General features: G+C 72.5%; 10 protein-coding genes. 5 read left to right on the top strand and 5 right to left on the bottom strand.

Annotated features, from left to right (window positions below; genetic code table 11):
• Positions 1 to 379 precede the first annotated feature (379 nt).
• Complete coding sequence (locus tag ADL15_RS48955) at positions 380 to 1,963, bottom strand: ABC-F family ATP-binding cassette domain-containing protein (RefSeq protein WP_067707697.1); 1,584 nt, start codon at positions 1,961 to 1,963, stop codon at positions 380 to 382.
• A 207-nt stretch (positions 1,964 to 2,170) separates the two neighbouring features.
• Here ADL15_RS48955 and ADL15_RS48950 point away from each other — a divergent pair, with 207 nt between their 5' ends.
• Positions 2,171 to 3,100 carry a TIGR03619 family F420-dependent LLM class oxidoreductase gene (locus tag ADL15_RS48950; protein ID WP_067707694.1) on the top strand — a complete coding sequence of 310 codons (930 nt, stop codon included), beginning with the start codon at positions 2,171 to 2,173 and terminating at the stop codon, positions 3,098 to 3,100.
• A 126-nt stretch (positions 3,101 to 3,226) separates the two neighbouring features.
• Here ADL15_RS48950 and ADL15_RS48945 read toward each other — a convergent pair whose 3' ends face one another.
• Positions 3,227 to 5,956 (bottom strand): ATP-binding protein, encoded by a 2,730-nt coding sequence (locus tag ADL15_RS48945; RefSeq protein WP_067707691.1) that lies wholly within the window; start codon positions 5,954 to 5,956, stop codon positions 3,227 to 3,229.
• Between the two features lie 137 nt (positions 5,957 to 6,093).
• Here ADL15_RS48945 and ADL15_RS48940 point away from each other — a divergent pair, with 137 nt between their 5' ends.
• Positions 6,094 to 7,122 (top strand): permease, encoded by a 1,029-nt coding sequence (locus ADL15_RS48940; protein ID WP_083972644.1) that lies wholly within the window; start codon positions 6,094 to 6,096, stop codon positions 7,120 to 7,122.
• Positions 7,119 to 7,883 (top strand): TIGR03943 family putative permease subunit, encoded by a 765-nt coding sequence (locus ADL15_RS48935; protein WP_067707687.1) that lies wholly within the window; start codon positions 7,119 to 7,121, stop codon positions 7,881 to 7,883. The genes ADL15_RS48940 and ADL15_RS48935 overlap by 4 nt, the downstream gene beginning before the upstream one ends.
• A gap of 314 nt (positions 7,884 to 8,197) precedes the next feature.
• Here the strand turns inward: ADL15_RS48935 and ADL15_RS48930 are convergent, their stop codons facing one another.
• The 3 genes from ADL15_RS48930 to ADL15_RS48920 form a co-directional block, all read right to left on the bottom strand.
• Positions 8,198 to 9,265: a hypothetical protein gene (locus ADL15_RS48930; protein ID WP_067707684.1), complete on the bottom strand. Its 1,068-nt coding sequence runs from the start codon at positions 9,263 to 9,265 to the stop codon at positions 8,198 to 8,200.
• A 116-nt stretch (positions 9,266 to 9,381) separates the two neighbouring features.
• Entirely contained in the window at positions 9,382 to 10,548 is a 1,167-nt protein-coding gene (locus ADL15_RS48925) for an RtcB family protein (RefSeq protein WP_067707682.1), read from the bottom strand.
• An 8-nt stretch (positions 10,549 to 10,556) separates the two neighbouring features.
• Complete coding sequence (locus ADL15_RS48920) at positions 10,557 to 10,898, bottom strand: STAS domain-containing protein (RefSeq protein ID WP_067707679.1); 342 nt, start codon at positions 10,896 to 10,898, stop codon at positions 10,557 to 10,559.
• A gap of 311 nt (positions 10,899 to 11,209) precedes the next feature.
• Between ADL15_RS48920 and ADL15_RS48915 the strand changes: the two genes are divergently transcribed.
• Positions 11,210 to 11,989, top strand: coding sequence for a SigB/SigF/SigG family RNA polymerase sigma factor (locus ADL15_RS48915; RefSeq protein ID WP_067707676.1), 780 nt, complete (start codon positions 11,210 to 11,212; stop codon positions 11,987 to 11,989).
• Positions 11,990 to 12,020: 31 nt separating this feature from the next.
• Positions 12,021 to 13,247, top strand: a complete 1,227-nt coding sequence (locus ADL15_RS48910; RefSeq protein ID WP_067707673.1) for a sensor domain-containing phosphodiesterase — start codon at positions 12,021 to 12,023, stop codon at positions 13,245 to 13,247.
• Positions 13,248 to 13,257 lie beyond the last annotated feature (10 nt).

Raw genomic sequence — 13,257 nt, 5'->3', positions numbered from 1 at the left:
ACATCCGGGCCCGAACGGTTGCGCAGCACCTCCCGAGCCCGGCTGGTCGCCAGGCCTGTCTCCGCCCAGCGCACGCACCCCTGACGACCAGCCGACTTTCGTGAGCCGGCAGCGGGCTGGCTGTCAGGGGTGCCTCCGCGTGCCGGAGGCACCCCTGAGGACCAGCCGGGGACCGGGAGGCGCGTTGCGGTCCGGGGTGGGCACGGGCGTCGCGTGGCTCCCACGGCGGGGCCTTCCACGGCGGGGCCCTTCCACAACGGGGGCTCCCATGGCGGGGGGCTCGCACGGCGGGGGCCTCCCTCAGCGGGGGCTTCCCACGGTGGGGGCCCGCGGTGGAGGCTGTCGCGTGGGCTCACGGTGCGGGGGTGGTGCCTGGGGGCTACTGGGCGGTGAGGTGGCCGGTGGACAGGTGTAGGTGGCGGGTTATGCCGATTTCGGTGAGGAAGCGTTCGTCGTGGCTCACCACCACGAACGCTCCGCGGTAGGCGGCCAGCGCCGCCTCCAGCTGACCGACACTGTCCAGATCGAGGTTGTTCGTCGGCTCGTCGAGCAGCAGCAACTGCGGTGCCGGCTCGGCGAACAGCACGCAGGCCAGGGTCGCCCGCAGCCGCTCGCCCCCGCTGAGCACCCGGACCGGCAGGTGCGCCCGGGCGCCCCGGAACAAGAACCTGGCCAGCAGGTTCATCCGTTCCGCGTCGGGCAGGGCGGGCGCCCAGGCCGTCAGGTTCTCGGCGACCGTCCGCTCCGGGTCCAGCAGGTCGAGACGTTGGGACAGATAGGCCACCCGGTGTGCCGCCGGCCGCTCGAGGATCATGCGGAGGAGGGTGGACTTGCCGGCGCCGTTCGGGCCGGTCAGCGCGATCCGCTCCGGACCGCGAATGATCAGATCCACGCCGGGGGCGGCGAACACCGGCTTCCCGTCGTACGAAATCTGCAACCGCTCCCCGTGGAAGACCGTGCGTCCGGCAGGCACCGCGGTCCCCGGCAATTCCAGGGTGATCTTGTCGTCCTGGCGGGCGGCCCGGGACGCCTGGTCGAGCCGCGCCCGGGCCTCGCCGACCCGGTCGGCCTGCGTGTCGGCGAGGCGGCCCGCGGAGACCTGCGCGTCGCGTTTCAGCCCGCCCGCCACGATCCGGGCCAGTCCGGCGTCGCCCAGGTTGCGGGCCGCCGTGGAGGCCCGCCGCGCGGAGCGTTCCCGGGCCTGCTGTGCCTCGCGCTTCTGCCGTTTGAGGTCCTGCTCGGCCGTGCGGACCTGCCGCTCGACCACGTCGCGTTCGACGGCGCGGGCTTCCTCGTACGCGGTGAAGTTCCCGCCGTACCAGCGGATCCGGCCATGCTCGAGCGCCGCGATCCGATCCATGCCGTCGAGGAGCGTCCGGTCGTGGCTGACCACCAGCAGCGTGCCGGACCAGCCGCGCAGCACCTCGGTCAGCCGGTCGCGGGCCGGGCCGTCGAGGTTGTTCGTCGGCTCGTCGAGCAGCAGCACGTCGGGCCGGCGCAGCAGCTGGCCGGCAAGGCCGAGGGAGATCACCTGGCCGCCGCTGAGCGTGCCGAGCGGCCGGTCCAGCCCGATGCCGGCGAGGCCGAGGCGGTCGAGTTCGGCGCGGGTGCGTTCCTCGATGTCCCAGTCGGTGCCGACGGTGCTGAAGTGCTCCTCGGCGGCGTCGCCGGACTCGATGGCGTGCAGCGCGGCGATGATCCGCTCGACGCCGAGCACCTCGGCCACGGTCTGGCCGGCGGCGAACGGCAGGTGCTGCGGCAGGTAGCCGAGCAGACCCGCGACGGTGATGCTGCCGCCGGTCGGCCGCAGCTCACCGGCGATCAGGCGGAGCAGCGTGCTCTTGCCGGTGCCGTTGGCGGCGACCAGCCCGGTGCGGCCGGCCGGCACGGCGACGGTCAGGTCGTCGAAGACCGGGGTGTCATCCGGCCACGAAAAGGACAGACTGGTGCAAACGATAGACATGAGAAGACCTCAAGGGACGAAGGCGGGCACGACGGCATGGGCCACGCGGACAGCGCGTTCAGACGCGCGTCGGTGGCCGCAGCGGGGGATTCACCCCGAAATGTCGTCGTCCACGGACATGGTCGCCCCAATTCCTCGAACCGGAGACGATATTAGCCCGCCGAACGGCTGGTCCTCAGTGGAGTTGTGCACCGTTAGGCTGCCGCCATGCGGCTCGGTGTCAATCTTCCCCAGACCACCAGGTACGACCTGACGCGTGACGTCACCGAGTTCGCTCGCGCGGCCGAGGACATCGGCTTCGACAGCCTTTGGGCCTACGAACGGATCCTGGCACCGGAGGACACCAGCGGCGCACACGGCCTGTACGGCGTACCCGATCTCCCGTGGCCGGAGAGCTACGCCCACACCGCGGATGCCCTGGTCACCCTGACCCTGGCGGCCGCCGTGACCAGCCGGGTCGAGCTCGGCACCGGCGTGCTGATCCCCGGCCTGCACCTGCCGTTCCGGCTGGCCCGCAGCCTGGCCGCGCTGGACGCCGCGTCCGGTGGCCGGGTGCTCGCCGGGCTGGGCAGCGGCTGGTCGATCGACGAGTTCGAGGCCACCGCGCCCCGGCCGATCGCGGAGCGGGGCGCGGCCCTCGACGAGTTCCTGGACATCGCGGCGGCGACCTGGGGGCCGGACCCGGTCACCTACGACACCGGGACGTACCGCCTGGCGCCGAGCCGGGTCAACCCGAAACCGGCCCGGCGGGTGCCGGTCTACCTGGCCGGCGGCAACCGTACGGCGCTGGGCCGGATCGCCCGGCGCGCGGACGGCTGGCTGCCGACCGGCCTCCCGCCCCAGCGGGTCGGTGAGGTGCTGGCCGGGTTGCGGGCGCAGGCCGCCGAGGCGGGACGCGACCCGGCGGCGATCGGGTGCGTGTTCCAGCTGGGCATGCGCAGCCTGGACGCGGTGCCGACGGCCGGCCGGGCGCCGTATTCCGGCAGCCCGGCACAGGTCGCCGAGGACATCGTGGCGCTGGCCGAGGTGGGCGTCGAGCACGTGTACGTGACGCTGTCGTCGGCCGCCCGGGACCTCGAGGAGCTGATCGGAGCCGCGAAGAGCCTGCACGCCGCAGTCCGCGGCGCCGGCCTCTGACCTCGGCGGATCAGCCGAGCGAGGTGGAACCGTGAACGTGGAACGAGCAGCCGGGGATGTCAGTTTTCTTCATGGCAAAAGCGTATGAAGACCATCGGTGAAGCGGTATACGTCGCCTGACGTATCTCAGCGTTCCGCGGGTACCAAATCGCGCAGTTGGGTGCGGGACGTGACACCGAGCTTGGGGTACGCCTTGTAGAGGTGCGTCGACACGGTACGCGCGGACAGGAACAGCACCCCGCCGATCTCCCGGTTCGTCAGGCCGGCCGCCGCGAGCCGGACCACCTCGCGCTCCTGCCCGGTCAGGCTCGCCCAGGCGGACGGCGCCGGCCCGGCCGCGACCACACCTGCGGCCCGCAGCTCGGCGATCGCCAGGTCGGCCCAGGGCCGGGCGCCGAGCCGCTCGAAACCGGTCAGCGCGGTCTGCAGCTCGGCGCGGGCGTCCTTCGCGCGCTGCTGCCGGCGCAGCCACGCGCCGTACTCGAGGTGGGCGCCGGCCAGCTCGAACGGCCACTGCGCCGCGTCCGGTCCGGCGGTGGCGGCGCGGTGGAACGGCTCGGCGTCGTCACCGGCGAGGTGCGCGCGGGCCCGGGCGAGCTGCAGCTGCTGGCGGGGACCGGAACCGATCAGCCGCCGGCCGGCCCGCTCCACCACCGGGCGCAGCTCGTCGACCAGGCCGGCCCGGACGCCGGTGGCGACGTAGTGGGCGAACTCGCGGTACGAGGCGTGCGGGTGCAGGGGCTCGCCGTCCGCGTCAAAAAGGGATCGGATCGCGGCCCAGGCGCCTTGCGCGTCCCGCTCGGCGAACGCCAGATACGACCGGGTCACCTGGCTGATGATCTCCAGCACCAGGAACTCGCCGGTCTCCAGGGCGGGCAGGCCCGCGCCGCACATCGCCCGGCCGGCCTCGACCTGCCCGCGCACGGCGGCGACCCGGGCCCGCAGCTCCAGGCCGTGCTCGCCGGCGAACGCGTGCCGTTCCGCGGCGGCCAGGTCGACGAGCAGCCGGCCGGACTGGTCGGCGGCGTCCAGGTCACCGACGTCGAGCTGCAGGTGAGCGAGGGTCATCAGCGAGTTGGCCATGTTCGCCGGCGCGCCGGTGCGGTAGAGCTCGACGGCCCGGCCCAGGCGCATCAGCGCGGTGCGCGGTTCGTCGTAGAGCCAGGCGGCCGCGCCGAGCATCATCTCCTGGGCGGCGACGCCGGCCGGGGCGCCGTCCAGGACCGGCGCGGTGCGCACCAGCTCGAGGACCTCGGCCGACCGGGTGAGCGGGTCGAGCTGGACGCTGATCCAGGCCCGGGACGCGGCGTTGATCTCCTGGAACGCGCTGCCCGGTACCTGCGGCACCCGGTCGTAGCGGTCGAACCAGTGCCGGACCAGCTCGGTGTCCGACCCGCGCCGGTAGGCGAGCGCGGCCAGGGTGGTCAGCGTGGTCCAGCCCCAGTTCGGGTCCTCGTCGAGCAGCAGTTCCAGGGCGTCCAGCAGCGCGGCCCGGGCGTCGCGCTGCCGGGCGGTCTGCGACATCGCGTAGGCCAGCGCGTGGCTGGCCACCGCGCGGGTGGACCGGTCGGCCGAGCCGGTACGCAACGGCCCGGCCAGCCGGGTGATCCACTCGAAGAACCCGCCGGAGGCGGCCATCCAGGACGCGCCCAGGGTCCGTTTCTCCCGGTCGGCCGGCGACGGGCTCAGGTCGGCCGCCTTGATCAGGGAGCGGACCGCCTCGGCGTACGCGCCCCGCCGGTACGCCCGGTCAGCGGCCTCCTCCAGGGCGGTGGCGACGTCCTCGTCCGCGACGACGGTGGCCTCGGCCAGGTGCCAGACCCGCCGGTCCGGGTCGTCGTCGTGTGCCGCGGCGAGCTGCCGGTGCACCCGGGCCCGGTCCGCGCCGGCGCCCAGGGCGTAGGCCGCCGACCGGGCCAGCGGGTGCCGGAACTGCACCCGGTGCCCGGCGATCGACACCAGCCCGGCCGCCTCGGCCGGGGCGAGTGCGAGCAGCAGGGCGCCGGGCTCGGTCACCCGCCCGGCCGTCCGCAGATCGCCGTCACCCGCCGCGACCAGCAGCAACGCCTGCCGGGTCGGCTCGGGCAGCAGCCGCAGCCGGGCCGCGAAGGCCAGCTCGACACTCGTCGGCACGGCGCTGTCGGTGACTGCCGCGTGACCGAGTGCGAGCAGGGCGTTGTCGGTGAGCGCCGCGTGACCGAGTTCGAGCAGGGCGCTGTTGGTGGCCGCCGCGTGACCGAGTTCGAGCAGGGCGAGGGGGTTGCCGGCGGCCCGGCCCAGCACCCGGGGCAGGTCGGCGCCGCTCACCGGCACGCCGGCCTCGTGCAGCAGCCGGATCGCGTCCGGGTCGCTCAGCGGGGCGAGCCGCACCGGCGGCAGGTCGGCCAGGGGCTCCGGGATCTCGTCGTCCCGGCACGCCGCCAGCAGTGCCAGCCCACCCCCGCGCAGCCGCCCGGCGACGAACCCGAGCACGGACAGTGACGTCTCGTCGCACCACTGGGCGTCGTCGATGATGATCAGAACCGGTCGTTCGACGGTGGCCGCTTCGAGCCAGCCGAGCACGTCGAGACGCAGCCGCAACGGATGCGGCGACGCGCCACCGGCCGGTGCCAGGCTCGCCAGCAGCTGCGGCGACCCGGCCAGCAAGCCGGCCAGCAGGCCGAAGGGCAGATGCCGATCGCTGCGGGTCCCGGTCGCGGTCAGCACCAGATCGCCCCGGTCCAGGGCATTTTCTCGTACGGCGGTGAGCACCGCCGTCTTGCCCGCGCCGGGCAGCCCGGTGATCAGGGCACCGGCGTCCGGCCCGCGGCAGAGACTCCCGACCCGGTCCAGGGTCTCCGCGCGGCCGACGAGCACTGCGCCATCCTAGGTACCCCGCCGGTGACCTGCCTGTCGACATGAACACACGCACACTCGTCCACCCCTTCATCCGCGTGGAGCGCTCGCCCGTTTCCCCAGGAGGAGGCGGTAGTTTGTGACGCGGCCCGAGGACGATGAGGGAGCCGTTTGTGAGTACGACGACCACGACGACCACGCCGGACAGCAAGAAATCCGCGGACGACGCCGACCAGGGCATCCGGCTCGGTTCGCTGGAAGTGCTGGCCGTGCTGCTTGTGCTGCTGGTGCTGGCCCGGAGCCACCTGGCCGGGCTGCTCGCGAGCCCGGGGATGCAGACCTGGGCGACGGTGTTCGTGTCGGTGCTGGTCCAGGCGGTGCCGTTCCTGGTGTTCGGGGTGGTGCTGTCCGCGGTGATCGCGGTGTTCGTCCCGCGGAGCTTCTGGGCGAAGGCCCTGCCGAGCCATCCCGCCCTGGCCGTGCCCGCGGCCGGCCTGGCCGGTGTCATCCTGCCCGGCTGCGAGTGCGGCAGCGTGCCGATCGCCGGATCCCTGATCCGCCGCGGTGTCACCCCGGCCGCGGCCCTGGCGTTCCTGCTCGCCGCCCCGGCGATCAACCCGATCGTGCTGACCGCCACCGTGATCGCGTTCCCCGGTGAGCCGCAGATGGCGATCGCCCGCGGGGTGGCCAGCCTGGTCGTCGCGGTCGCGATGGGCTGGCTGTGGCTGCGGCTCGGCAAGACCGAGTGGATCCGGCTGCCGCACCGGCCCGACCTCGACGACGCGTCGAAGGCGAAGGCGTTCTGGGCGGCCTGCCGGCACGACATCATGCACGCCGGAGGTTTCCTGGTGGTGGGCGCGGCCGCGGCCGCCACCATCAACGTCGTGATCCCGGCCGCCTGGCTGCAGAGTCTGGCCGCCGACCCGGTGATCTCGGTGATCGCGCTGGCCACCCTGGCCGTGCTGCTGTCGATCTGCAGCGAGGCGGACGCGTTCGTGGCGGCCTCGCTGTCCCAGTTCTCGCTGACCTCGCGGCTGGTCTTCCTGGTCGTCGGCCCGATGGTCGACCTGAAGCTGATCTCGATGCAGACCGGTGTCTTCGGCCGCCGCTTCGCGATGCGCTTCGCCCCGGCCACGTTCGTCGCCGCCGTCCTGGTCGGCACCGCGTTCGGGGCGGTCCTGCTGTGAGCCGGATGGCGCAAGCGGTGATCATGCTGTTGTTCGGCGGCGCGATCATCAAGGCGACGATCACCGACGTCTTCCTCCGCTATGTCAAAGAAGGCCTGCGGCCTTTCCTCTTGGTGGCCGGCATCCTGTTGGTTGCGGCCGCTTTGATGACCATTTGGTACGACCTCCGCGCGGGCCGTCAGGCGCCGTCCGAGTCGTCATCTCCGGACGGTCCGGAGCCGTCGGCTGATCCGCACGACGAGCACGACGACGGGCACGGTCATGGGCATCACGAGCCGCGGGTCGGCCGGCTGCTCCTGCTGCCGGTGCTGGGCCTGCTGCTGATCTCGCCGCCGGCGCTGGGCTCGTTCGCGGCCGGACAGGCGGGCAGTGTCGGCCTGTCGGCGGCCTCCGACTATCCGCCGCTGCCGGACGGCGACCCGATCGAGGTCAGCCTGCTCGACTACGCGTCCCGTGCGGTCTTCGACAGCGGCCGCAGCCTGACCGGCCGGAACGTGAAGCTGACCGGTTTCATCACCCCCGGCCCGGACGGCAAACCGATGATCGCCCGGATGGTGCTGACCTGCTGCGCCGCCGACGGCCGGCCGATCAAAATCGGGATGGCCGGCGTGCCGATCGACGCGCCCGCGGACGCCTGGGTCGAGGTGGTCGGTGTCTACAGCAGCCAGATCGGCACCGACCCGGTGAACCAGGCGCGGGTCGCCTACGTCGACGTCAGGTCCTGGCAGGAGATCGACGAGCCCAAACAGCCCTACGCCTGACGGCCCCGGCTGGTGCTCAGGGCGGCCTCGCGGTCCCGGAGACAACCCTGAGCACCAGCCGGGGTCCCGGCGCACGTGCGGTTTTCGGCTGGTTCTGAGGGGTGTGTCGCGGGCTCGGAGACACCCCTGAGAGCCAGCCAGCCGGGTGGGGTGGGGGTTGGGGTGGCCGTGCGCACACGCGGACGTCGCCCGGAGGGCTTCGTGTCATGGACGCGTAGCGGCCAGCGAAGCCCGCAGGGTCCCGGCGGGAGCGACGGTCTGTACCCCGGCGGACGCACGACATCATGAATTTGATCGTGAGGGTTTGCCCGCGGTCAGATGGTGCGCAGATCCAGGCTGTTGCGGACGAACGAGGACTGGTCGCCGGTGGACCACCAGAGCACCCCGCCGCGGTAGGAGATGTTGCCCGCGTCCGGGCTCACCAGCACGGTCCGGCGGGTCTTCAGGTCGTGGATCAGCAGCTCCTGGTTGCCGCTCAGGTCGGACTGCGGGCCGACCCGGGCCAGGACCTCGAACCGGTCCAGCACCGCCACGTCGGCGATCGCCGTCTCGAACGTGCCCTCGGCGACCTTGCGCCGGGCCGAGCCGTCCGGGTGGGACAGGTCGATCCGGGCGTAGCCGTCGGTGTTCAGCGAGACCATCTGGCACCACGACGGGCTGCACGCGGCCACCGTGCGATCCGCGGTGGGCACCGCGACGGTCTGGCCGGTGGTCAGGTTGCGCAGCGTGGTGGCCCCGCGCGCGGCGGTCTGCCCGTCGACCGCCCACGGCCACGCGGACAGCGCCCAGGTGCCCGGCTCGCTGGTCACCGTGACCTTGCCACCGGTCAGCGGGATCGAGCGGAACTCGGTGCGGTCGCCGGCCGCGCTGGCCGCCCAGTGCAGGTGGCCGCCTTCGATGACCAGGTCGTACTGTGAGTCGTAGAACTGCATCGCGCCGACGTCGGTGGTGAGCAGGCGGGCCTTCGGCGCCCCGGTGATGCCGCCGGTCCACAACTCCGGCTTGCCGCGCACGCTCTCCACCCAGATCAGGGTGTTCGCCGAGCTGGTCAGCGCGGCGAACGGTGCGCGGTGCTCGGCGGGGACCTTGCGCAGCTCACGGACGGTGCCGTCGGCCTGCCGGACGATCAGCCGCAGCGTGCGGGCGTCCGCGCTCTGCACCGTGCCGGCCGAGGTGTGCGCGTCGAGGAACAGCCCGGGGGAGTATTCGCTGCCGTCCGGCAGTTTGGACGGGATGCTGCCGCGCTGGGCGTTAGGCCAGGTCGCGCCGAGCGGGAGCGGCTGCGGCTCGCCGGACTGCGCGGGCGCGCCGAAGAGCAACGCGGCGCCGGCGGCGAGCGCGACACCGAGGGCGATCAGCGGGCGGAGGGGGCGGACGGGCACCCGGCGATGCTAGCGCGGGGTCAGCCATCCGCCTGGCCGTCATCATGTCCCGGGAATTCGACCAGATCACCATCAAGGTCTTTTTGTGGTGCGTCCGCCGCTGGACAGCTCTCCGGTCAGTCGCCCTTGACGTTGACCAGCTGGCGGAGGGTGTGGCGGATCGAGACCAGGTCGGCGGCGTCCCGCATGACCACGTCGATCGGCTTGTAGGCCTGCGGGATCTCGTCGAGGAAGGCGTCCGTGTCGCGGAACTCGATGCCCTTCATGGCCGTGCGCAGCTGCTCCCGGGTGAAGGTCTTACGGGCCTTCGTCCGGGAGAACGCGCGGCCCGCGCCGTGCGGCGACGAGTTCAGCGCCATGCCGTTGCCCTTGCCGACCACCACGTAGGACGCGTCGCCCATCGAGCCGGGGATCAGGCCGGGCACACCCCGGGCGGCGTTGATCGCGCCCTTGCGGGACAGCCACACCTGCTCGCCGAAGTGGGTCTCCTGCTCGGTGTAGTTGTGGTGGCACTGGACCCGTTCGCGTTCCTGGACCGGGCCGCCGACGAAGCGGCCGAAGCACTCGATCACGCGGTCCATCATCTCGTCGCGGTTGGCGAGCGCGAAGTTCTGTGCCCAGCGCAGCTCCCGCAGGTACGCGTCGAACTCCGCGGTGCCCTCCTCGAGGTACGCCAGGTCCCGGTCCGGCAGGGTGATCCCGCGCCGGGTGATCAGCTCCTGGGCCACCCGGATGTGGTGGGCGGCGATCTTGTTGCCGACGCCGCGCGAGCCGGAGTGCAGGAACAGCCACACCCGGCCGTTCTCGTCGTGGCACACCTCGATGAAGTGGTTGCCGCTGCCCAGCGTGCCGAGCTGCAGATCCCAGTTCTTCGCGTAGCTCGCCGGGTCGAAGCCGGCCCGCTCGGCCTCGGCGGCGAGCCGATCCACCCGCACCCGGGCCGACGCGGTCAGTGCGGTGTTGTACGAGCCGGCCGACAACGGCACGGCCCGCTCGATCGACGTGCGCAGCCCGGTCAGCCCCGGACGCAGCTCGTCGCGGTGGTACTGGGTGCGCACGGCGGCCATGCCGCAGCCGATGTCCACACCGACGGCGGCCGGGATCAGCGCGCCGCGGGTGGGGATCACCGACCCGACGGTGGCGCCCTTGCCCAGGTGGGCGTCCGGCATCAGGGCGATGTGCGGGTGGATGAACGGCAGCCGGGACGCCTTCTCCGCCTGCTGAAGGGTCTCGTCCTCGATGAGGTTGGCCCAATTGATCAGACGCTCGTTGATCTGCTGCACAGCGCAGATCATGCCGGGGGCGGTGTCGCCTCCTCCACCGTTTTACCGGTCAGGATCTCCTCCAGGTGGGTGACCTGCAGCAGCATCCGCACCATCGGGCCGAAGTCGCGCAACTGGAACGTCACCCCGCGGGCCAGCGCGGCCTTGCGGGTCGCGACGAACACGCCGAGCCCGGTCGAGTCGAGGAAGGACACCTTGTGCAGGTCGACTTCCAGGTGCTTGAAGTCGGCGGTCGCCACCGCCTGCCGCAGGATCTGGCGCAGCGAGCTGGTGCTGTCCGCGTCGATGTCACCCTCGGGCACGATGATGACCCGGTCGTCGAGCCGTTCGATCGAGCAGGCGAATTCCATGGTCGTGTCTCCCTGTCGCGGTGTCCGGCGGGCCGCACCGATGCCGAAGCGGTCCCCGATGGCCCGCGCCGATTCCCAGAATCTATCCACACCAAACGAGGTCTGTGTCACACGAAGAGGTGGCATCCGGGCCTGAACTGCGACGCATCATACTTTCGGCTAGCGCTGGCTCGTCCGCGCGGCTAGGGTCTTGACATCGGTCAAACAGGGTGCCGAGAAGAACCGTCCAGGTGTGCGACAGGGCATCGGGGTTCGTCTCTCGTGCCCCTGGGCCGCGAGTGCCTGACCTCCGCCCGGTGAAGGGAGAGTCCATGCGCTCGTCAGCAAGCGTGGTCGACATCGACGAGACGGACGATCCCGCCTCGATCGACCTGGTCTCCGCGCTGGCCGCGATGCCCGTCGGCCCGGCCCGGACGTCGGCCCGGCAGGAGGCGATCGCCGCGTGGCTGCCGATGGCCCGGCGGCTGGCCCGCCGGTACGCCAGCCGTGGCGAGGACCTGGACGACCTCACCCAGGTCGCCACGGTCGGACTGATCAAGGCGGTCGACGGGTTCGCGCCGGACCGCGGCACCGACTTCGCCGGCTACGCGATCCCGACCATCCTGGGCGAGCTCAAGCGGCACTTCCGGGACCGGATGTGGAACATCCGGGTGCCCCGCCGGCTGCAGGAACTGAACATGGCGATCAACAAGGCGCGCGGCCGGCTGGTGCAGACGCTCGGCCGGACCCCGACGGTCGCCGACATCGCCCAGCACCTGGGCATCGGCGAGGAAGAGGTGATCGAGGGCCTGGAGGGCGCGCACGCCTACCGCCCCGCCTCGCTCTCCACCCCGATCAGCACCGACGGGGACGCCACCCTCGGCGACACCCTGGGCACCGCCGAGCCCGGGTACCGGGAGACCGAGCTGCACCTGTCCCTGGGCGCCGCGATGACCTGCCTGGACGAGCGGGAACAGCAGATCGTCGCGCTGCGGTTCTTCGGTCACCTGACCCAGAGCGAGATCGGCGCGAAGATCGGCGTGTCCCAGATGCACGTCTCCCGGCTGCTCACCCAGGCCCTGGCGAAGCTACGCGTGCGGTTGAGCAACTAAAGTACGGCCGTTCGCCGCCGATCGTCGCCCCGTGCAGGATATTCACGCAGTGCTCGACCAGCGCGCGATCACCCCGGTGTTCCAGCCGCTTGTCGATCTGACCTTCGGCCGGGTCATCGGGTACGAAGCGCTGAGCCGAGGCCCCGCCGGTACGCCGTGGCGCGAGCCGATGGCGCTGTTCGCGGCCGCCCGCAAGGTCGGCCGGGACGCGGAACTCGACTGGATCTGCCGGGCGAACGCGTACCGGGAGGCGATGCGGGCCGGGTTCGGGCGTGAGCTGAACCTGTTCGTCAACATGGAGCCGACCGCGTGGCGCGCCGAGTGCCCGGCCGACCTGACCCCGATCGTCGACCAGGCCCGGAACCGGCTGCGGGTGGTCACCGAGATGACCGAGCGGGCGATCGCCGACGACCCGGCGTCACTGCTCGCGGCGACCGCAAACTGCCGGGAGAACGGTTGGGGGGTGGCGCTCGACGACGTCGGGGCCGACCCGATGTCGCTGGCGCTGATGCCGTTCGTGCACCCCGACGTGGTCAAGCTGGACATGCAGCTGCTGCAGGCGCCGGGTGACCAGAACACCGCCCGGGTGGTGGCCGCGGTCGCCGCGTACGCCGAGGCGAGCGGGGCGCTCGTGCTGGCCGAGGGGGTGGAGACCGCCGAGCAGATGGCGGTGGCGCGGAGCATGGGCGCGACCATCGGGCAGGGCTGGCACCTCGGCCGGCCCGGGCCGCTGCCCGAGGAGCTGCCCGAGGCGAGCGCGTTGCCGCTGGTGCGCCGGTCGCCGGGGGACGCGCGGACACCGTTCGACATCGTGGCGGCCGAGCGGCCGGTCACCCGTACGTCGAAATCGCAGCTCATGCCGATGAGCCGGCACCTGGAAGCGCTGGCCGGCACCGGCCCGGAGCCGCCGGTCCTGCTCGCCTGCTTCCAGAACGCCCGGCACTTCACCCCGGCCACCGCGCGGCGGTTCACCCGGATCGCGGCGCACAGCCCGTTCGTCGCGGCGGTCGGCACCGGGCTGGGTGACGAGCCGGCGCCGGGCGTCCGGGGCGCGCACCTGCCCGCCGCGGACAACCTGCGCGACGAGTGGAACGTCATCGTGGTTGGCCCGCACCGGGCGGCCGCGCTCGTCGCCCGCGACCTCGGTGACACCGGCCCGGAGGCGGAGCGCCGCTTCGACTTCGCCCTCACCCACGACCGCCGGCTGGTGGTCGCGGCGGCCCGCGCGATGCTGCACCGCCTGGCGCCGGTGTCCTGATCCCTACCGG

Source organism: Actinoplanes awajinensis subsp. mycoplanecinus (assembly GCF_001509495.1).
Classification (GTDB): domain Bacteria; phylum Actinomycetota; class Actinomycetes; order Mycobacteriales; family Micromonosporaceae; genus Actinoplanes; species Actinoplanes palleronii.
This window is presented reverse-complemented; position numbering and strand designations above follow the sequence as displayed.

Coding starts and splice junctions, on each gene's coding strand:
- ADL15_RS48955 (WP_067707697.1), bottom strand. CDS start 1,963: ATGTCTATCGTTTGCACCAGTCTGTCCTTTTCGTGGCCGGATGACACC.
- ADL15_RS48950 (WP_067707694.1), top strand. CDS start 2,171: ATGCGGCTCGGTGTCAATCTTCCCCAGACCACCAGGTACGACCTGACG.
- ADL15_RS48940 (WP_083972644.1), top strand. CDS start 6,094: ATGAGGGAGCCGTTTGTGAGTACGACGACCACGACGACCACGCCGGAC.
- ADL15_RS48920 (WP_067707679.1), bottom strand. CDS start 10,898: ATGGAATTCGCCTGCTCGATCGAACGGCTCGACGACCGGGTCATCATC.
- ADL15_RS48915 (WP_067707676.1), top strand. CDS start 11,210: ATGCGCTCGTCAGCAAGCGTGGTCGACATCGACGAGACGGACGATCCC.